Genomic DNA, 20,622 nt, shown 5'->3' on the forward strand with positions numbered 1-20,622 from the left:
CATGGCCAAAACGTTGTACGAAAAATTGTTTGATGCGCACGTCGTCTTTGAGGCGCAAAACGAAACCCCACTGTTGTACATCGACAGGCATCTGGTGCATGAAGTGACCTCTCCGCAGGCGTTTGATGGTCTGCGCGCGCATGGCCGTCAGGTGCGCCAGCCAGGTAAAACCTTTGCCACCATGGATCACAACGTCTCTACCCAGACCAAAGATATCAACGCGTCGGGTGAGATGGCGCGCATCCAGATGCAGGAGCTGATTAAGAACTGTAACGAATTTGGCGTCGAGCTGTACGACCTGAACCATCCGTATCAGGGTATCGTTCACGTGATGGGGCCAGAACAAGGCGTGACGTTGCCGGGTATGACCATCGTCTGCGGCGATTCCCACACCGCTACACACGGCGCGTTCGGCGCACTGGCATTTGGCATTGGCACCTCTGAAGTTGAACACGTTCTGGCGACGCAGACCCTGAAACAGGGGCGCGCCAAAACCATGAAGATTGAAGTCAACGGTAAAGCAGCCGCTGGCATTACCGCCAAAGATATCGTGCTGGCGATTATCGGTAAAACCGGTAGCGCAGGCGGTACCGGACACGTGGTTGAGTTTTGTGGCGAAGCCATCCGTGCATTGAGCATGGAAGGCCGGATGACCCTGTGCAACATGGCCATTGAAATGGGCGCCAAAGCGGGTCTGGTCGCACCGGATGAAACGACCTTTAACTATGTTCAGGGTCGTTTACACGCACCGAAGGGCGAGGATTTTGACCACGCGGTTACATACTGGAAAACCCTGAAAACCGACGACAACGCGACGTTTGATACCGTCGTTACCCTGCAGGCAGAAGAGATCGCTCCGCAGGTCACCTGGGGAACAAACCCGGGTCAGGTCATCTCGGTGAACGATAATATTCCCGACCCGGCGTCATTTGCCGATCCCGTTGAGCGTGCATCAGCTGAAAAAGCGCTGGCGTATATGGGGCTGAAACCGGGTATTCCGTTAACGGAAGTGGCTATCGATAAAGTGTTCATCGGTTCCTGCACCAACTCGCGTATTGAAGATTTACGCGCCGCGGCAGAAATCGCCAAAGGGCGCAAAGTTGCGCCGGGCGTGCAGGCACTGGTGGTGCCGGGCTCTGGTCCTGTGAAAGCGCAGGCGGAAGCAGAAGGTCTGGATAAGATCTTTATCGAAGCCGGTTTTGAATGGCGTTTACCGGGCTGTTCCATGTGCCTGGCGATGAACAATGACCGCCTGAACCCAGGCGAACGCTGCGCATCCACCAGCAATCGTAATTTTGAAGGCCGTCAGGGCCGCGGTGGTCGCACGCATTTAGTCAGCCCGGCCATGGCCGCCGCTGCCGCCGTTACCGGTCATTTTGCCGACATTCGCAGCATCAAATAAGGAAACTACCATGGCAGAGAAATTTACCCAGCATACCGGCCTGGTTGTCCCACTGGATGCCGCCAACGTTGATACCGACGCAATTATCCCTAAACAGTTTTTGCAGAAGGTTACGCGCACCGGTTTTGGCGCCCATCTGTTTAACGACTGGCGTTTCCTGGACGAAAAGGGCCAACAGCCGAATCCTGAGTTCGTTTTAAACTTCCCGGAATATAAAGGGGCATCAATTCTGCTCGCACGGGAAAACTTTGGCTGCGGCTCTTCACGCGAACATGCGCCGTGGGCACTGACCGATTACGGCTTTAAAGTGGTGATCGCACCAAGCTTCGCCGACATCTTCTACGGCAACAGTTTTAATAACCAACTGTTGCCGGTGACCCTGAGCGACGCGCAGGTAGATGAAATGTTCGCGCGGGTGAAAGCCAATCCGGGCATTAAATTTGAAGTGGATCTGGAAGCGCAGGTGGTGAAAGCAGGCGATAAGTCCTACAGCTTTAAAATTGACGACTTCCGCCGCCACTGCATGCTGAACGGTCTGGACAGCATCGGGCTGACGCTGCAACATGAAGCGGCCATCACCGAGTACGAAGACAAGCAGCCAGCGTTTATGCAGTAATCTCTTCCGCTGGTCACCGCACGGTGGCCAGCCCTTTCTCTTCGCCTACAGCGTATCGCCGTAATAGATTTGGTAGCCAAGATTGACGCTGCCCGGCGCATCTTTCCCGTTCAAACGCTTAATCAGAATATCCGCCGCCGTTTTGCCAATCTCAAAGCGTGGCGTAATCACGCTGGCGATTTTTTGCAGCCGCGCACGGCCAATTTCCAGCCCGTGGAAACCGGCAATCGCCATTTTTCCCGGCACATCGTACTGCTGTGCCTGACACTCCAGCAGCGCGCCAACCGCCAGGTCATCGTTGGTACAGAAAATAGCGTCAATATCCGGCTTTTCCGCCATCGCCTGCTGGAACATCTTGCGGCCCAGCGCCACCGACGAAATAGTCTTTGGCGCCAGGTGGTACGCTTCCAGTCCCTGCGCCGCCAGCGCTTTCTCGGTGCCGCGAAAACGGCTAAGGTCTCGGGGGTCATCCATCGAGCCAAAGAAAGCAATGCTGCGTTTACCGCTGTCGATAAAAGCCTGCGTCATTTCAAACGCGGCTTTTTCGTTATCAAACCCAACCTGTATATCAAGATACTGGCCGCTAATATCCATCAGTTCCGCCACCGGTACGCCGCTGGCGCGCACGTACTGGATCATTCGCTCGGTATGCAGCTTTCCCGTGAGGATCAGGCCGTCGATATTGTAAGAGAGCAGGTTCAGCACCTCGCGTTCTTCACGCTCGGCATCATATTCGTAGTTGGCGATCAGCGTCTGGTACTGGCAGGCCGAGGTGACGGATTCAATCCCCGCCAGCACGTCGGCAAAGATCTGATTACGAAACGAGGGGATCAGCACACCAATGGTTTTGCTACGTGCGTTGAGCAGAATTTCCGGGGCACGGTTGGGGATGTAGTTGTTCTCTTCCATCACTTTCGAAATCAATTCGCGGCTGCGTTGCGACACCTGATTCGGGTCACGCAGATAACGGCTGACCGTCATCTTATTCAGCCCGGCCAGATTAGCGATATCCTGTAATGTCATCCGATTGTTTTTCATGAGGTTCTCTACGACTAACAGCCCATTATGCTCGCAGAGAACCTTATCACAGCCGGTTAGCGACTGCACTCCTCGCTCAACCTTAACGCGTAGCCATCTCAGCCGACGGCGACGTGGTTTCATTTTGCGCACGAACGCAGTACATCAGCACCACCGACGCCAGCAGAGCAATCGCCATGAAGGTGTAGGAGACGCCCGGCCCGCCGGTCACACCGTTGAGGTAACCCACCAGCCACGCGCCGAGGAATGCCCCTAACGCGCCAAAACTGTTGATCATCCCCATCGACACGCCGGAGACGTTGCGCGGCAGCAGTTCGGGGATCAGCGCAAAGAACGGCCCGTAAGGCGCATACATACAGGCAGCGGCCACAACCAGCAGCGCGTAGGAGAGCCAGAAGGACTGGTTGCCCAACAGCCACGAGGCAAAGAACGCGATGGCGGCAATCAACAGCAGCGGCCAGATAAACAGCTTACGGTTCTGGAACTTATCGGACAGCCAGGAGACGGTCAGCATCAGGCAGATCGCCGCCAGATACGGAACCGCTGCCAGCCAGCCTACCGCCACAATGTCCATCTGAGCCGCATTTTTGAGGATTGACGGCATCCACATCATGAAGCCATACACGCCGATGCTCCACAGCGCATGCACCGCGCAAAGCATAATGACGCTGCGTGAACGCATCGCTTCACCGTAGTTACGCATCGGTTTGATGTCGCGCTGCTCGCGATCCATTGCCTGCTGTAATGCCTGTTTCTCCTGCTCGCTCAACCAGCCCGCTTCCGCTGGTTTGTCGCGAACCAGAATCACCCAGCAGAACGCCCAGATCACCGCCGGGATACCTTCGATAATAAACATTTCGCGCCAGCCCCAGGCTTCAATCAGGTAGCCGGAGACTATCGACATCCACAGCACTGTGACCGGGTTGCCGAGAATTAAAAAGGTGTTGGCGCGCGAGCGTTCAGTTTTGGTAAACCAGTTGCTGATATAAATCAGCATCGCGGGCATCACCGCCGCTTCGACGATGCCGAGAATAAAGCGGATCGCCATCAGCGTTGGGATATTGCTGACAAAGCCGGTCGCCGCGGCACAAAGCCCCCAAAGGATCAGGCTGTAAAAAATCATTTTGCGCACGCTATGCTTTACGGCGTACATCGCGCCCGGCACCTGGAAAAAGAAATAGCCCAGGAAGAATAACGCGCCAATTAACGATGCTGTTCCCTGAGTAATCCCTAAGTCATGTTCAATACCGGCGGCAGCGGCAAAGCCGTAATTGGCGCGGTCGAGATAAGCTAAGCTGTAGGTAATAAAAATAATCGGCATTAAATACCACCAGCGACGCGCTGGCAGTTTTGCGAGCATATTCATACTCACTCCTTGGATTATTGTTTTATCGCTCAGGCCGCGCGTTGCGGCCCATTATTGATCAGACCGCGGCCAGCATGCCGCCGTCCACAAACAGAAGATGCCCATTCACAAAGTCAGAAGCGGGCGCGGCAAGATAAACCGCCGCGCCGATCAGCTCCTCCGGGTTACCCCAGCGAGCGGCGGGCGTGCGCTGGAACAGCCAGGCGGAGAATGCTTCATCGTTGACCAGCGCGGTGGTCATGTCGGTGGCGAAATAGCCGGGAGCAATGCCATTGACCTGAATATTGTATTCCGCCAGTTCCACGCACATGCCACGGGTTAACATTTTGACCGCGCCTTTTGACGCCGCGTATGGAGTAATGGTTTTACGACCTAATTCGCTTTGCATTGAGCAGATATTAATAATCTTCCCGCGGCGGCGTTGCACCATGTAGCGGGAAACCTGCTGCGACACCAGAAAGACCGATTTCTGGTTTACATCAATCACTTTGTCCCATTCAGCCTCCGGGAATTCTGTGAAGGGAAAACGACGCTGAATTCCGGCGTTGTTAATTAAAATATCAATGGCCCCAACTTCCTTTTCGATTTGCGCGATGGCGCGCGCCACCTCTTCCCCGTTGGTGACATCAAATCCATAGCCAACGGCGCGATAGCCTTCGGCAACCAGTTTGTCCGCCGCCGCCTGAGCGCGCTGCTGGGTAATATCGTTAATCACAATCTCAGCACCGTGCGCCGCCAGACCGTTGGCCAGCAGGTTACCAATGCCCTGAGCGGAACCGGTAATCAGCGCGCGTTTACCGGTCAGGTCGAATAGGTTCTTCATAAAAAACTCCTTTTTTAATAACTGTTACGCGTAACTGTATACGCGTAACAGTAGAAAAAAGAAGATCCAGGAAGAGGAAAATGATCGTTATGTGATCAACATTGCATTTACGTGCAAGATGAAAAAAAGAGGGATTGGCCTGATAAGCGTAACGCGATCAGGCCGTAAGGACAGGTTGCCGGATGGCGGCGTAAACGCCTTATCCGGCCTACAAAAACGACAAAAGCGAATACGAAATGTCGCCCGGCCGAGCACAGCGATGCCGGGACTGCACCGGACTAAACATCCTTCACCCGCCCGGTCATCCACAGCGTCACCACCGAAATCACCGCAATCACCCAATAGACGGCATAGTGACCGTAGCTTTGCGCAACAGCCCCCTGAATCACCCCTGCCAGAATGACTCCCGTTGAAATACTGTTGGTAAATAATGTGGTCGCTGATCCCGCACGTCCGGGCATCAGATCCTGAAACCACAGCATGCCTATCCCGGCGATAATACCGATAAATACCGCGTTAAACAGTTGCAGCACCAGCAGCGCCGTACGGCTGTGAAAGAAGATCAAACCAAGATAAAACAGCACACCTGCCGCGACGGCCGCGATCATCATTCGCCGTTTGCCAAAGCGCTTCACGTAATAGCCCGCAAGAATCATCGCCGGAATTTCCAGTCCAGCCGCCGTCCCCATTAAAATCCCGGCCAGCTTGTCCGGCAAGCCCAGTTCGAGGCTTATCCACAGCGGCATATCGATGATGTACATGGTGTTGCAGGTCCACATCAGCGTGGAGGCAATAAACAACATGCGTACATTTTTGTCCTGCCAACCGCCGGTCTGTTCCAGCGGCACGTCTACAGGCTGCTCCACCCGAGCAACTGACGGCAGTATCAGCGCAATCAGCACCAGGCTAATGGCAAAAATCCCTGCGGCAATGGAAAACATCGCCGTAAAGCCGTAATTCAGCGCCAGCATAAAAGCCAGCGGTGGGCCAATTACCCAGGCCAATGAAAGCTGCGCACGCATCACCGAGCTAAACATCACCACTTCACGCGCGGAGTTATCAGCATATTCCCGCGCCAGCGCAAACAGCTGCGGCATGGCGGTGTTCGCCAGCGAGGCCAGCAGCACACCGCAGGTGATCAGCGTAAGATAGTGACGATTAAAGGCAAACAGCAACGCATTGCCAATTGCCATCAGGCAGCAGAACATGATCAACTTACGTCGATCGCCCTGGCTGTCGGATCGTTTCGCGAGGCCAAGGCTGACGACGATCCCGACAATCGCATTGACGGTGTAAAACAGCCCGACCCAAAATGGCTGCGCCCCGACTTCACGGCTCAGGAACAGACTCAGCGTGGGTGCCTGCAATGCCCCCGCCACGCCCATCATAAAAGCGACCAGCATAAATGCCGCGTAAACGCCGTTGAGGCGCCGTCCCATGGTCATAATCCAGAGCATTGTTATCCCTATTGGCTGGGCTGATACGAAAAAAGCCAGCAGAAAAAATCTGCTGGCGGGTGATTTTACACCAATACTCAGTCACACATGATGTCTGCAATTTCCAATTCAGGAGTCAGATGTCATCTCCCACTGCATCAGCTCTTCGAGCATCTTTAAGCGCTGCGGGGCACTCAGGCAAGCCAACCAGGACGATTTTTCTGTCGCGGTAAAGTACTTCAACCAGAACTGACGCATAGATGACCCCTTCGTTGTCTCATCGCTTCATCGGAATCTATTATTGGCTTAATATAGGGATTATAAAATTGCTGAGTTTTCCGCAGGAGTTCCCCTTTTATGTCTTCTGGTCGTTTGCAACAACAGTTCATCCGTCTGTGGCAATGCTGTGACGGCAAGACGCAAGAAACGACGCTCAACGAGCTGGCGGATCTGCTGAGCTGCTCGCGCCGCCATATGCGTACGCTGCTTAATACCATGCAGGATCGTGGCTGGTTAACGTGGGAAGCTGAAGTTGGACGAGGCAAACGCTCGCGACTGACATTCCTCTATACTGGGCTGGCGCTCCAGCAGCAGCGCGCGGAAGATCTACTGGAACAGGATCGCATCGATCAACTAGTGCAGCTTGTCGGTGACAAAACGGCCGTCCGGCAAATGCTGGTCTCCCACTTGGGCCGCAGCTTTCGCCAGGGTCGGCATATCATGCGCGTTCTCTATTATCGCCCGATGCACAACCTGCTCCCCGGTACGGCATTACGCCGCTCCGAAACCCATATCGCCCGCCAAATTTTCAGTGCCTTAATTCGGGTAAATGAGGAAAATGGGGAACTGGAAGCGGACATTGCCCATCACTGGCAGCAAATTTCACCTTTGCATTGGCGATTCTTCCTGCGCCCGGGGATCCATTTTCATCATGGCCGCGAGCTGGAAATGGAAGATGTTATCGCCTCGCTGAGGCGCATTAACGCCCTACCACTATACTCACACATCACGCAGATCGTCTCTCCCACGGCCTGGACGCTGGATATCCATCTGGCCCAGCCAGATCGCTGGCTTCCCTGGCTATTGGGGCAGGTCCCCGCCATGATCCTGCCGCGAGAATGGGAAACGCTAAACAACTTTTCCAGCCACCCGATTGGTACCGGTCCGTATGCGGTAATGCGCAATACCAATAACCAACTGAAAATTCATGCATTTGATGATTACTTTGGCTACCGGGCGCTGATTGACGAAGTTAACGTTTGGGTATTACCCGACATCGGAGAAGAGCCTGGCGGCGGGTTGACGCTAAAAGGTCCAACAGAGGATGAAAAGGCGATCGAAAGCCGCCTCGAAGAAGGTTGCTACTACCTGTTGTTTGATGCGCGTAGCCACCGTGGCGCGAACCAGGAGGTTCGCGAGTGGGCAAGCCGCGTTCTCTCGCCAACGAATTTAATCTGCCACGCCGATGAACAGTACCAGCGGTTGTGGTTTCCCGCCTACGGTTTGCTTCCCCGCTGGCATCACGCCAAACCTGGCCATGGTGAAAAACCCGCCGGGCTGGAAACGCTGACGATCACCTACTATCGCGATCATATCGAACACCGGATTATCGCGCAGATCATGAAAACGTTGCTGGCGCAGCATCAGGTACAGTTGAAAATTCAGGAGATCGACTACGATCAATGGCATGCAGGTGAAATCGTCAGCGATATCTGGCTCAACAGCGCCAACTTTACCCTCCCGCTGGACTTCTCACTGTTCGCCCATTTGTGCGAAGTCCCTTTGCTGCAAAACTGTATCTCGCGGGACTGGGAAAACGATGCGGCTCGCTGGCGAACGGGCGAAATGAGCCTGGCAGCATGGTGCCAACAGTTGCTCGCCACAAAGGCCATTGTGCCATTAATCCACCACTGGCTGATCATTCAGGGACAGCGCAGTATGCGCGGGCTGCGCATGAATACCCTCGGCTGGTTTGATTTTAAATCGGCGTGGTTTGCGCCGCCGGATCCATAAGAGCCAGCTCTTAATTGCTGCCCGGCAACAAAATCACTACACTAACGCCGTTCTCAACGGGGTGCTAAATAAAAAACATACACAAGATCATTCATGATGCATCAAGGCGGCAAGCGAGTGAGTCCCCAGGAGCATAGATAACTATGTGACTGGGGTGAGCGAGCGCTGCCAACACAGAGGCAGCGTGAATGATGAAGTGTATGGGCTGAGAGATACCCGTCGAACCTGATCCGGATAATGCCGGCGAAGGGATTTGAGGCTTATCTCAAGTCCTTTGCCACCCAACTCTTGAGGTGCAAAGTGTTTAAAAAATGTCTTCCGCTTTTACTGCTGTGCGCAGCGCCTGCCTTCGCTAAACCTGTACTGACCGTCTATACCTACGACTCGTTCGCAGCTGACTGGGGCCCGGGCCCGACAATCAAAAAAGCCTTTGAAGCTGACTGCAACTGCGAGCTAAAACTGGTCGCGCTGGAAGATGGCGTTTCGCTGCTTAACCGCTTGCGCATGGAAGGAAAAAACAGCAAAGCCGACGTCGTACTGGGTCTGGATAACAACCTTCTGGAAGCCGCTACACAAACCAAACTGTTTGCCAAAAGTGGTGTTGCAAACGACGCCGTTAACGTACCCGGCGGCTGGAAAAACGATACCTTCGTTCCGTTTGATTACGGCTATTTCGCCTTCGTTTATGATAAGAACAAGCTGAAGAATCCGCCCAAAAGCCTGAAAGAACTGGTAGAGAGCGACCAAAAATGGCGCGTCATTTATCAGGATCCGCGCACCAGCACGCCGGGATTGGGTCTGCTGCTATGGATGCAGAAAGTCTATGGCGATAAAGCGCCAGAGGCGTGGCAGAAACTGGCAGCCAAAACCGTCACCGTCACCAAGGGCTGGAGCGAAGCCTACGGCCTGTTCCTGAAAGGTGAAAGCGATCTGGTGCTCAGCTACACCACCTCTCCGGCCTATCACATCATCGCCGATAAAAAAGACAACTACGCCGCAGCCGACTTTAGCGAAGGCCATTATTTGCAGGTGGAAGTCGCCGCCCGTACCGCAGCCAGCAAGCAGCCGGAACTGGCCGAGAAATTCCTGAAGTTTATGGTATCCCCGGCATTCCAGAATGCGATTCCCACCGGCAACTGGATGTATCCCGTGACGCAAGTCGCCCTGCCGCCAGGATTCGAGCAACTGAATAAACCTGCCACCGCACTGGAATTCACGCCGCAGCAGGTTGCGGCTCAACGTCAGACATGGATTAGCGAATGGCAACGCGCAGTCAGCCGTTAATTCCCGGCTGGCTGGTTCCAGGGCTTACCGCCGCTACGCTGATGGTGGCCGTTGCCCTGGCCGCATTTCTGGCTCTGTGGTTTAACGCCCCGCAGGGAGAGTGGCTCTCGCTGTGGCAAGACGACTACCTGTGGCACGTAGTGCGCTTTTCTTTCTGGCAGGCTTTTTTATCCGCTGTGCTGTCGGTTGTCCCGGCAATTTTCCTTGCCAGAGCGCTCTATCGTCGCCGTTTTCCAGGACGTCTGGCGCTGTTGCGTCTGTGCGCGATGACGTTAATCCTGCCAGTGCTGGTCGCGGTATTCGGTATTCTTAGCGTCTACGGCCGCCAGGGTTGGCTGGCCTCGCTCTGGCATACATTCGGGCTGGAGTGGACGTTTTCGCCATACGGTTTGCAGGGCATTCTGCTGGCGCATGTCTTTTTCAATCTGCCGATGGCCAGCCGCCTGCTGTTACAGTCGCTGGAGAATATTCCCGGCGAACAGCGGCAGTTAGCCGCTCAGTTGGGTATGCGTGGCTGGCATTTCTTCCGTTTTGTTGAATGGCCGTGGCTGCGTCGTCAGATCCTGCCCGTCGCGGCACTTATCTTTATGTTGTGCTTCGCCAGCTTCGCCACCGTTCTGTCGCTGGGTGGCGGGCCACAGGCCACCACCATCGAGCTGGCTATCTATCAGGCGCTGAATTTTGATTACGATCCTGCCCGCGCAGCCATGCTGGCGTTGATCCAGATGGTTTGTTGTTTGGCGCTGGTGCTCCTCAGCCAACGTCTGAGCCGGGCGATTGCTCCCGGTGCTACCCTGGTACAAGGCTGGCGCGATCCCGACGATCGCCTGCACAGCCGACTGGCTGACGCAATCCTGATTATTCTTGCCCTGTTGCTGTTACTGCCGCCGTTGCTGGCGGTGATTATCGATGGCTTAAACCGCCATGTTCTGGATGTACTGATGCAGCCAGTGCTGTGGCAGGCGCTGGGAACCTCGCTGCGCATCGCATTAGCAGCAGGAGCGTTATGCGTCGTGCTCACTATGATGCTGTTATGGAGCAGTCGTGAACTTCGTGCCCGACAGCAACTGCTGGCAGGTCAGATGCTGGAGTTGAGCGGCATGATGATCCTCGCCATGCCGGGCATCGTGCTGGCAACCGGCTTCTTTCTGCTGCTCAATAACACCATTGGTCTTCCTGAATCTGCCGACGGTATTGTCATTTTTACCAATGCGCTGATGGCGATCCCTTACGCGCTGAAAGTGCTGGAAAACCCAATGCGTGACGTCACTGCGCGCTACAATATGTTGTGCCAGTCGTTGGGCATTGAGGGATGGTCGCGCCTGAAAGTGGTTGAACTGCGCGCCCTGAAGCGCCCGCTGGCGCAGGCGATGGCGTTTGCCTGCGTCCTGTCGATTGGCGATTTTGGCGTAGTGGCGTTATTTGGTAATGAGGATTTCCGTACCCTGCCGTTTTATTTATATCAGCAGATTGGCTCTTATCGCAGTCAGGATGGCGCGGTTACGGCGTTATTACTGCTGATCCTGTGCTTTACGCTGTTTACCGTTATTGAGAAATTGCCGGGTCAAAATGTTAAAACTGATTGATATCACATGGCTTTATCACCATTTGCCTATGCGCTTTACGCTGTCGGTCACGCGCGGTGAGCAAATAGCTGTACTCGGGCCCAGCGGCGCCGGGAAAAGTACGCTGCTGAATCTGATTGCCGGCTTTCTCACGCCTGCCAGCGGTACCATGATGATTGACGGTGAAGATCACACCACCACGCCGCCCTCACGCCGACCCGTATCCATGCTGTTTCAGGAAAACAACCTGTTCAGCCATCTGAGCGTACAGCAAAACATCGGCCTGGGCCTGAATCCGGGATTGAAGCTGAGCACATCGCAGCGGGAGAAAATGCACCACATCGCTCAACAAATGGGACTCGACTCTCTGCTGGAACGCCTCCCCGGTGAGCTTTCCGGCGGGCAGCGGCAGCGCGTGGCGCTGGCGCGTTGTCTGGTGCGGGAACAACCTATTTTACTGCTTGATGAACCGTTCTCAGCGCTCGATCCCGCGCTGCGCCAGGAGATGCTAACGCTGGTCGCCGAAGTCTGTCGCGAGAAGCAGCTGACGTTGCTGATGGTTTCTCACAGCGTAGAAGATGCCGCGCGAATTGCGTCCCGCTCGATTGTGGTCGCCGACGGGCGCATCGCGTGGCAGGGCAAAACGGACGATCTGTTAAGCGGCAACGCCAGCGCCTCGGCGCTATTGGGCATTAAAGCATAATGCGTTGCCGGATGACGGCGTGAACGCCTTATCCGGCCTGTAGGTCGCACATTTTGTAGGCCGGATAAGGCGAAGCCGCCATCCGGCAAAGGTATCGTCAGTAACCTACAACCTTACGCAGAATGTCGATATACACCGGCATCAGCGGATGGCGCAGTAACGCCACCAGCGCGACCACGCCGATCCCGAGCGTTAACGGCGCCAGATACAGCAAACGGCTGCGGGGGAAATACGCCGTTAAGCGATCAACAGCCGCTTTGCCACTACGCCATAGCCGCCAGCAAAACCAGCCGCCCACCCAGAGCAACACCGCCGTCGCCAGCAGCAACCATTTAAAATCCCCGCTCTGCATATCAGAAGGGATATCAATTGCCGCTCCCGCCAGGATCCCCGGCAGGAAGTAGAACGGTGGCCACAGCACGCAGCCAATAATATTCGGGACGATAAATTTAGCGACAGGCAGATCCAGCATGCCTGCTACCATCGGCACCAGCGGGCGCGTCGGTCCGACAAAACGCCCCACCAGAATAGTAAACATGCTGTGCTGATGCAGGGCGTGCTCGGTTTTATCCAGCAACGCTTTGTTCTTTTTCATGAACGACCAACGGTGCAATGGCTTTTTAAAGCGCCAGCCCAACCAGAAGGAGATCCAGTCCCCCAACAGGCAGCCGACAATGCCCGCAAGCCAGGCATGCCAGAAGTTCAGTTCGCCGCTGCCAATCAGCGCGCCCAACCCCGCCATCATCACGGTCCCGGGCAGAATCAGACCAACCAGCGCCAGCGACTCCAAAAAAGCCACCAGAAGTACGGCGATCAGAGAGTACAGGGCGGACTGGAGAATAAAGTGTTCCAGCAATGCTTGCATAATGTGTCCGTCAAATTTACGAAGCAGGGATTTTGATAACCCCTCTCAACTTCGTCAAGCCATCAATTGTCTGAATAGATTGCGAGTTATGACAACTTTCAGGATACATCATTCACTTTTTCTTTACATCAAGGTCTGTTTACCGCAAATGACACGCAATTTGCCGAGTTTCGGCGCATCCTGGATCAATCGCTGGCCGAAAAGAAAGGGTGATTTAATGCGCGATAAGTATTCATGGTGAAAGACTTAGAGCCAGGCCCATTAGTTCATTTCACCATGTCAAAATACTCCAGCTCAAGAGAGTCCCATTTTTGGGATATACAATAGCGTTGATAGTTATCAGCATAGTTATGCGGGTCATGATAAAACCATATACAATTATATTTTATTGAAGGATTTAGTTTCTGCAAAAAACCGATTAAGTACGTTTTTTTAGCAGCGATATCATTAATATTATTCCACTTTACAATGACTCTCGTTTGCTGATTATCCAGATTATATTCATAATTATACTCAACATCTTCTGATATTAATGGTACATTTTTCAGAACATCAGGCGTATATAGCCAGTAAGAAAAAATATCACTACGTTCGTAATGATGCTCCCCAGATGTTAGAGCAAACCAAATTAAAAACCACAGAAATGGTATAGTAAGTAGTATTACAAATAATAAAATCCATTTTTTCATATTCACCAATGCCTCTGTGGTGAATGTGGATTAAGTAGAAAAAAAAGTGGACGGTCAAATGGCGAATCAGCATAGTTCATAGTATCAGATACTGAGACAGAGCCATAAACCTCATGATTTATCCTATTTTTATTTTTAAAAAAACCATCAATCGGATTACTATGAAACTGATTACACATTAAACCGGAGAAAGATTCATTTAATGGTTTTATATAATTCATCCAGTCTGGCAGATTTTTCTTAATCGGTTCTCCATATTTGAAAGGTGGATGAGTTGAAAAAAGAAAAGGCGAAAAGTCTCTATTCTTAAAAGTACCAATTGGATCATGAGCATCCCATATTTGTGCGGCTGTTTCATAGGATACAGGCTTCGCCAGATAAAGTGGATCTGGCCCGGTTCCAAAAACACGATAAAAACCCACTAAATCAGAAACTAAATCCTCGACACTAAAACCACTATCGGTATACCAATTGAAGAGAATAGAGTCTTGCCAGGCTTCGAATCTTTTTGCCGTCCCATACATAATAGTCAGAGCAATTCGGGCCTTAACCGCAGGTGAAAGGCATGAACGCACCATGACCTGTGTATGTACACCAGAATGAAAAGTCAAACCTAAACCAAATAACTTCTTCCTTATCCCCATTTCCTGATAGTAATCTACTGGAAAGTACCAATCATTGAGTTTCTTGTAATATTTTGCTCGTTGCTCTTGTTCAAGTTTTCTCTTCAGGATTCTGGCATCATTTCCCTGTGCATGACCTAAATCGATCCACCCCAGCTCTTCAGTGTAAACTAACCCATATTTTTTTGTTGTTGCAAACATTCCATCAGTAATATCAAAACGCTTACTCATTTAAAACCTCCTTGACAGGAAGTTTATAGCAAGAATATTTTCATCAAACAAATGCTGATTTTTTATTATTTATAGATATATATTCATCATAAAATCACCGCGCATCTCAGATGCCAAATTTTAATGCGCTGAAAGAAGTTTAATACTCGCAGCGCACAAGCTAAATTTATTCACATCCAGCGCGAAACTCGCTCGGACTGGCACCGGTACATTTTTTGAAAACACGAGAGAAATAGAGCTGGTCGTCAAAACCAACATTGCGACCTACGGTGGCGATAGGCATACGTGTGGTACTCAGCAGTAGCTTCGCCTGGCTGATGCGCTGGTCCTCGCGCCAGCTTAATACGCTGATCCCCAACTGCTGACGGAACAGATGCGACAAACGGGAAGGCGACAGGCAGACGTGCTGCGCGACGCTGGCGATATCAAAATTGCTGTCCGCCAGGTGATCGCTGATGTACTGGCAGGCATCGCGGACGCGGTTGTCCATGGGCGGGTGTAGCGATTCATTGATGGCTTCCATACGTCGGAGCAACAACTGCTCCAGTAAATTAATCGCCAGCAGTTCGGAATAACGACCTTCTCCCTGCCCGGCGTTAATTATCTGCCCAAACAGTTCGTTAAAATGCGGCTGATGCGCTTCATCCGGGCGGAAAAAACCGGTCTGGCCAAAAATGGCCGGCCAGGTCAGCCACTCCTGCCAGTAGGCGCGCGGACGAAAGTAAACCCACTGGTGATACCACTCGCTGGCATCAGGATGGCGCCCGTAGTGGTGAATTTCTCCAGGTGGAAACAACAGAATATCGCCAGGCCGGCAGACAAACTGCTTGCCCTGATTATTGATAACCCCTTCGCCACGGATGGTGAGATTGAGGATATAACCCTTCATACCCAGCGGCCTGTCGATAAAAAAATCCAGGTATCCGTTCGCCTCAATGGGGGTTAATCCGGCCACCAAATGCGCGTTAAACGAATAACCAGGCAACAGGGGATCGTTTTGCGTTTCAGCCATAATTTCAATACTCCCTACGTCCTGCCAAGAAACAATTTGTCCATATTACGCCAGACATCGTCGCTGTCGCCCCTGCGGGCCGCTGTATTTGCGGCAATGGACCACCAACCCCGCTTGTGAAAAGCTCTTTGTAAAAAACATGTACTACGCCAACGTCAAAATCGGCTAACAAAAGTGTCTATAACTACGGCAGAAATGTCCACATTGATTATTTGCACAGCGTCACACTTTGTGATGCCACAGCATTTTAATCCATAAGATTAGCGGATCCTGCCTGACGGTTTTTATCGCTACTCACTACTGTTTATCCATACCCGTATTTTTGGATGGAGTAAGACGATGGCGATTGCAATTGGCCTCGATTTTGGTAGTGATTCAGTACGCGCTTTGGCGGTGGAATGTGCCACCGGAGAAGAGATCGCCACCAGCGTTGAGTGGTACCCACGTTGGCAGGAAGGGCAGTATTGCGATGGCCCAAACAACCAGTTTCGCCATCATCCGCGCGACTACATTGAATCCATGGAGGCGGCGCTGAAAACCGTACTGGCCGAACTGAGCGCTGAGCAGCGCGCGGAAGTGGTCGGGATTGGCGTTGACAGTACCGGCTCAACCCCGGCCCCCATCGATGCAGACGGTAATGTACTGGCGCTGCGTCCAGAGTTCGCGGAAAACCCGAATGCGATGTTTGTCCTGTGGAAAGATCACACCTCAGTAGAAGAAGCCGAAGAAATCACCCGCCTGTGCCATACACCGGGCATGATCGATTACTCCCGCTATATCGGTGGCATTTATTCCAGCGAATGGTTCTGGGCCAAAATCCTGCATGTCACTCGTCAGGACCAGGCAGTTGCCGAAGCTGCGGTTTCGTGGATTGAGCTATGCGACTGGGTTCCAGCCCTGCTCTCCAACACCGTACGCCCACAGGATATTCGTCGCGGTCGCTGCAGCGCCGGGCATAAATCCCTGTGGCATGAAAGCTGGGGTGGTCTGCCGCCAGCCAGTTTCTTTGACGAACTCGACCCCATCCTCAACCGCCATCTGCAATACCCAATGTTTACCGATACCTTCACCGCGGATCTGCCGGTTGGCACCCTGTGCGCCGAGTGGGCACAGCGTCTGGGGCTACCGGAGAGTGTGGTGATTGCAGGCGGCGCTTTTGACTGCCATATGGGCGCGGTCGGCGCAGGTGCACAGCCTAACACGCTGGTGAAAGTCATCGGCACGTCAACCTGCGACATTCTGATTGCCGACAAGCAAAGCGTTGGCGAGCGTGCGGTGAAAGGCATTTGCGGCCAGGTTGATGGCAGCGTGGTACCTAATTTTATTGGTCTCGAAGCTGGTCAGTCTGCATTCGGCGATATCTATGCCTGGTTTAGCCGCGTGCTGAGCTGGCCGCTGGAACAGCTTGCCGCACAGCATCCGGAACTGCAGACCCAGATTAAAGCCAGTCAAAAACAGCTGCTGCCTGCACTCACCGAAGCATGGGCGAAAAATCCATCACTGGAGCATCTGCCGGTCGTGCTCGACTGGTTCAACGGTCGCCGTACGCCCAATGCCAACCAGCGTTTGAAAGGTGTGATTACCGATCTGAACCTGGCAACCGACGCGCCAGCGCTGTTCGGTGGCCTGATTGCCGCCACCGCCTTTGGCGCGCGCGCCATTATGGAATGCTTCACCGAACAAGGCATTGCGGTTAACAACGTGATGGCGCTTGGCGGTATCGCGCGCAAGAACCCGGTCATCATGCAGGCCTGCTGTGACGTGCTGAACCGTCCGCTACAGATTGTCGCTTCAGACCAGTGCTGCGCACTCGGTGCGGCTATCTTCGCCGCCGTTGCCGCGAAAGTACACGCCGATATCCCTGCCGCTCAACAGCAGATGGCAAGCGCCGTGGAAAACACGCTGCAACCTCGCCCAGAGCAGGCTCAACGTTTTGAACAGCTTTACCGCCGCTATCAGCAATGGGCGATAAGCGCTGAACAGCAATACCTTCCGACTGCCGCTCCGGCGCAACAAGCCCCGGTAGACCTGGCAACCCTGACACATTAAGGACACGACAATGACGATTTTTGATAACTATGAAGTGTGGTTTGTGATTGGTAGCCAGCATCTGTATGGCCCTGAAACCCTGCGTCAGGTAACCCAACATGCCGAGCACGTCGTTAACGCACTGAATACTGAAGCCAAACTGCCCTGCAAACTGGTATTAAAACCGCTGGGCACTTCCCCTGATGAGATTACCGCTATCTGTCGTGACGCGAATTACGACGATCGCTGTGCAGGGATGGTGGTCTGGCTGCATACCTTCTCCCCAGCCAAAATGTGGATTAACGGCCTGACTATCCTCAACAAGCCGCTGATGCAGTTCCACACCCAGTTCAATGCCGCCCTGCCGTGGGACAGCATTGATATGGACTTTATGAACCTGAACCAGACTGCGCACGGCGGTCGTGAGTTCGGCTTCATCGGCGCGCGTATGCGTCAGCAGCATGCCGTGGTCACCGGTCACTGGCAGGATAAACAAGCGCACGAACGCATTGGCTCCTGGATGCGCCAGGCCGTGTCCAAACAAGATACCCGCCACCTGAAAGTCTGCCGTTTTGGCGACAACATGCGTGAAGTTGCGGTCACCGATGGCGATAAAGTCGCTGCGCAGATCAAGTTCGGCTTCTCGGTAAACACCTGGGCCGTGGGCGATCTGGTGCAGGTAGTGAACGCAATTAGCGACGGTGAAATCAACGCGCTAATCGATGAGTACGAAAGCACCTATACCATGACGGCGGCGACGCAAGTCCACGGTGAAAAACGTCAGAATGTCCTGGAAGCGGCCCGTATTGAACTGGGGATGAAGCGCTTCCTGGAACAGGGCGGATTCCACGCCTTCACCACCACATTTGAAGATTTACACGGCCTGAAACAGCTCCCTGGTCTGGCCGTACAGCGTCTGATGCAGCAAGGCTACGGCTTTGCGGGCGAAGGCGACTGGAAAACCGCCGCTCTGCTTCGCATCATGAAGGTGATGTCAACCGGTCTGCAGGGCGGCACCTCATTTATGGAGGATTACACCTACCACTTCGAGAAAGGCAACGATCTGGTGCTCGGCTCGCACATGCTGGAAGTGTGCCCGTCCATCGCGGTGGAAGAGAAACCGATCCTCGACGTACAGCACCTCGGCATTGGTGGTAAAGACGATCCTGCCCGTCTGATCTTCAACACCAAAACCGGCCCGGCAGTGGTTGCCAGCCTGATCGATCTCGGCGATCGCTATCGCCTGCTGGTTAACTGCATCGACACGGTACAAACGCCGCACTCCCTGCCAAAACTGCCTGTCGCTAACGCACTGTGGAAAGCTCAACCGGATCTGCCAACCGCTTCTGAAGCCTGGATCCTTGCCGGTGGCGCGCACCACACCGTCTTCAGCCACGCGCTGGATCTGAACGATATGCGCCAGCTCGCTGAAATGCATGATATCGAGATCGCAGTGATCGATAACGATACCCGTCTGCCGGCCTTTAAGGACGCGTTGCGCTGGAACGAAGTGTATTACGGGTTCAAACGTTAATTGGTGAAACGGATTGCCCGGTGGCATTTCATTTACCGGGCCTACAAATTACGTAGGCCGGATAAGCGAAGCGCCATCCGGCATTCAGGAGTTAACATGCTAGAAGATCTTAAACGTCAGGTACTGGAAGCGAATATGGCGCTGCCAAAGCACAACCTGGTGACGCTGACCTGGGGAAACGTTAGCGCCGTCGATCGCGAGCGCGGCGTGTTTGTGATTAAACCTTCGGGAGTCGATTACAGCGTAATGACCGCCGACGATATGGTGGTAGTCAGTATCGCCACGGGTGAAGTTGTAGAAGGTACGAAGAAACCTTCCTCAGATACCCCAACACACCGTTTGCTGTATCAGGCATTCCCGACCATTGGCGGCATTGTTCACACCCATTCGCGTCATGCAACCATCTGGGCGCAGGCGGGTCAGTCGATTCCTGCAACGGGGACCACCCATGCGGACTATTTCTACGGTTCGATTCCCTGCACACGCAAAATGACCGACGAAGAAATCAACGGCGAATATGAATGGGAAACCGGTAACGTAATCGTTGAAACCTTTGAAAAACAAGGTATTAACGCCGCACAGATGCCTGGCGTGCTGGTGCACTCTCACGGTCCATTTGCCTGGGGAAAAAATGCCGAAGATGCGGTGCATAACGCCATCGTGCTGGAAGAAGTAGCCTATATGGGGATTTTCTGCCGCCAGCTCGCGCCGCAATTACCGGATATGCAGCAAACCCTGCTAGATAAACACTACCTGCGCAAACACGGTGCAAAAGCGTATTACGGGCAGTAAAAGAAATAAGCGCGCAGATAATCTACGCGCTCCTTTATAGTTATTCGCTATAATATTCGGCGAATGAACCTTGGTATACACAATCATTTGAACAGATATAATCAATTACATTATCATAGTGTCCATGAGCCTTATTTCCTTCCAGACAATGGAAAAAGATATAATCTGTAATCGTCGCCTGCCACTTCTGCCCGTTCAGCAGATAATTAATCACTGTATCTTTGTGTCCCTTACTTTTGTCATTACCCTGCCAGTGAAAAAAAGCGCTACCATTTTCAATAATTTCAGCATTCCACAACTTACCGTCCCATGTTTTATATAAAATATACTTGCTCACAGTTTTAATCGCTGGATTAGAAATCATTGTGTTAACAAACATATAGTTCTGATATTTAATGCCAAGCTGATGTTTGGAAAGTACGTTCATAAAAACTCCATTTTTTCAAAAATAATATCAAAAGGACAAAAAAATGCACAAGCCATCGAAAAAAAATAAAATTATATTCACAGAGAATTTCCCGACAAAATTGAATTGAAATTGTTTATTTAGAACAATAACAATCCCATTTAAATATATTATACTTAAGATAATGACCCAAACA

At 52.8% G+C, this 20,622-nt stretch carries 19 protein-coding genes; 9 read left to right on the forward strand and 10 right to left on the reverse strand.

What is annotated here, in order from left to right:
* Nucleotide 1: 1 nt before the first annotated feature.
* Nucleotides 2-1,402, forward strand: coding sequence for a 3-isopropylmalate dehydratase large subunit (leuC, locus tag OGY04_RS17310; RefSeq protein WP_032942358.1), 1,401 nt, complete (start codon nt 2-4; stop codon nt 1,400-1,402).
* A 10-nt stretch (nt 1,403-1,412) separates the two neighbouring features.
* The gene (gene leuD, locus OGY04_RS17315; RefSeq protein WP_286585717.1) at nt 1,413-2,018 is read left to right on the forward strand and encodes a 3-isopropylmalate dehydratase small subunit; all 606 of its coding nucleotides are present in this window, start codon (nt 1,413-1,415) and stop codon (nt 2,016-2,018) included.
* 45 nt (nt 2,019-2,063) lie between these two features.
* Here leuD and idnR read toward each other — a convergent pair whose 3' ends face one another.
* The 5 genes from idnR to sgrT all read right to left on the reverse strand — a co-directional run bounded on the left by idnR (nt 2,064) and on the right by sgrT (nt 6,939).
* Complete coding sequence (idnR, locus tag OGY04_RS17320; protein ID WP_032944294.1) at nt 2,064-3,056, reverse strand: DNA-binding transcriptional regulator IdnR; 993 nt, start codon at nt 3,054-3,056, stop codon at nt 2,064-2,066.
* An 82-nt stretch (nt 3,057-3,138) separates the two neighbouring features.
* Nucleotides 3,139-4,422, reverse strand: coding sequence for an MFS transporter (locus tag OGY04_RS17325; RefSeq protein ID WP_220395053.1), 1,284 nt, complete (start codon nt 4,420-4,422; stop codon nt 3,139-3,141).
* 58 nt (nt 4,423-4,480) lie between these two features.
* Nucleotides 4,481-5,245, reverse strand: a complete 765-nt coding sequence (gene idnO / locus OGY04_RS17330; protein WP_008786186.1) for a gluconate 5-dehydrogenase — start codon at nt 5,243-5,245, stop codon at nt 4,481-4,483.
* 278 nt (nt 5,246-5,523) lie between these two features.
* Nucleotides 5,524-6,702, reverse strand: a complete 1,179-nt coding sequence (locus OGY04_RS17335; RefSeq protein ID WP_003829576.1) for a sugar efflux transporter — start codon at nt 6,700-6,702, stop codon at nt 5,524-5,526.
* A 108-nt stretch (nt 6,703-6,810) separates the two neighbouring features.
* Nucleotides 6,811-6,939 (reverse strand): glucose uptake inhibitor SgrT, encoded by a 129-nt coding sequence (gene sgrT, locus OGY04_RS17340; protein ID WP_020996233.1) that lies wholly within the window; start codon nt 6,937-6,939, stop codon nt 6,811-6,813.
* 99 nt (nt 6,940-7,038) lie between these two features.
* On the opposite strand from sgrT, the gene sgrR reads away from it, so the two are divergent.
* The 4 genes from sgrR to thiQ all read left to right on the forward strand — a co-directional run bounded on the left by sgrR (nt 7,039) and on the right by thiQ (nt 12,246).
* The gene (gene sgrR, locus OGY04_RS17345) at nt 7,039-8,694 is read left to right on the forward strand and encodes an HTH-type transcriptional regulator SgrR (protein WP_111466123.1); all 1,656 of its coding nucleotides are present in this window, start codon (nt 7,039-7,041) and stop codon (nt 8,692-8,694) included.
* A gap of 300 nt (nt 8,695-8,994) precedes the next feature.
* Nucleotides 8,995-9,978, forward strand: coding sequence for a thiamine ABC transporter substrate binding subunit (gene thiB, locus OGY04_RS17350; RefSeq protein ID WP_149281217.1), 984 nt, complete (start codon nt 8,995-8,997; stop codon nt 9,976-9,978).
* Complete coding sequence (gene thiP / locus OGY04_RS17355; RefSeq protein WP_286585722.1) at nt 9,954-11,564, forward strand: thiamine/thiamine pyrophosphate ABC transporter permease ThiP; 1,611 nt, start codon at nt 9,954-9,956, stop codon at nt 11,562-11,564. Before thiB ends, thiP begins: the two co-directional genes overlap by 25 nt.
* On the forward strand, nt 11,548-12,246 hold the full coding sequence (gene thiQ / locus OGY04_RS17360; protein WP_167820430.1) for a thiamine ABC transporter ATP-binding protein ThiQ: 699 nt from the start codon (nt 11,548-11,550) through the stop codon (nt 12,244-12,246). Before thiP ends, thiQ begins: the two co-directional genes overlap by 17 nt.
* A 97-nt stretch (nt 12,247-12,343) precedes the next feature.
* Here the strand turns inward: thiQ and OGY04_RS17365 are convergent, their stop codons facing one another.
* The 4 genes from OGY04_RS17365 to araC all read right to left on the reverse strand — a co-directional run bounded on the left by OGY04_RS17365 (nt 12,344) and on the right by araC (nt 15,666).
* Complete coding sequence (locus OGY04_RS17365; protein WP_003829584.1) at nt 12,344-13,111, reverse strand: DedA family protein; 768 nt, start codon at nt 13,109-13,111, stop codon at nt 12,344-12,346.
* A gap of 266 nt (nt 13,112-13,377) precedes the next feature.
* Nucleotides 13,378-13,800 (reverse strand): hypothetical protein, encoded by a 423-nt coding sequence (locus OGY04_RS17370; RefSeq protein ID WP_286585724.1) that lies wholly within the window; start codon nt 13,798-13,800, stop codon nt 13,378-13,380.
* A 2-nt stretch (nt 13,801-13,802) separates the two neighbouring features.
* Entirely contained in the window at nt 13,803-14,654 is an 852-nt protein-coding gene (locus OGY04_RS17375; RefSeq protein ID WP_220395056.1) for a hypothetical protein, read from the reverse strand.
* Nucleotides 14,655-14,820: 166 nt separating this feature from the next.
* The gene (araC, locus tag OGY04_RS17380; RefSeq protein ID WP_003829586.1) at nt 14,821-15,666 is read right to left on the reverse strand and encodes an arabinose operon transcriptional regulator AraC; all 846 of its coding nucleotides are present in this window, start codon (nt 15,664-15,666) and stop codon (nt 14,821-14,823) included.
* A 339-nt stretch (nt 15,667-16,005) separates the two neighbouring features.
* Here araC and araB point away from each other — a divergent pair, with 339 nt between their 5' ends.
* From araB to araD, 3 genes are all read left to right on the forward strand, one after another.
* Nucleotides 16,006-17,715, forward strand: coding sequence for a ribulokinase (araB, locus tag OGY04_RS17385; protein ID WP_286585726.1), 1,710 nt, complete (start codon nt 16,006-16,008; stop codon nt 17,713-17,715).
* Between the two features lie 10 nt (nt 17,716-17,725).
* Entirely contained in the window at nt 17,726-19,228 is a 1,503-nt protein-coding gene (gene araA / locus OGY04_RS17390) for an L-arabinose isomerase (protein ID WP_286585728.1), read from the forward strand.
* 96 nt (nt 19,229-19,324) lie between these two features.
* Nucleotides 19,325-20,020, forward strand: a complete 696-nt coding sequence (araD, locus tag OGY04_RS17395) for an L-ribulose-5-phosphate 4-epimerase (RefSeq protein WP_286585729.1) — start codon at nt 19,325-19,327, stop codon at nt 20,018-20,020.
* 40 nt (nt 20,021-20,060) lie between these two features.
* Here the strand turns inward: araD and OGY04_RS17400 are convergent, their stop codons facing one another.
* Entirely contained in the window at nt 20,061-20,447 is a 387-nt protein-coding gene (locus tag OGY04_RS17400) for a DUF4751 family protein (protein WP_048214956.1), read from the reverse strand.
* Nucleotides 20,448-20,622 lie beyond the last annotated feature (175 nt).

The sequence above is a fragment of the Citrobacter sp. Cpo091 genome (assembly GCF_030332645.1).
Classification (GTDB): Bacteria; Pseudomonadota; Gammaproteobacteria; order Enterobacterales; family Enterobacteriaceae; genus Citrobacter; species Citrobacter portucalensis.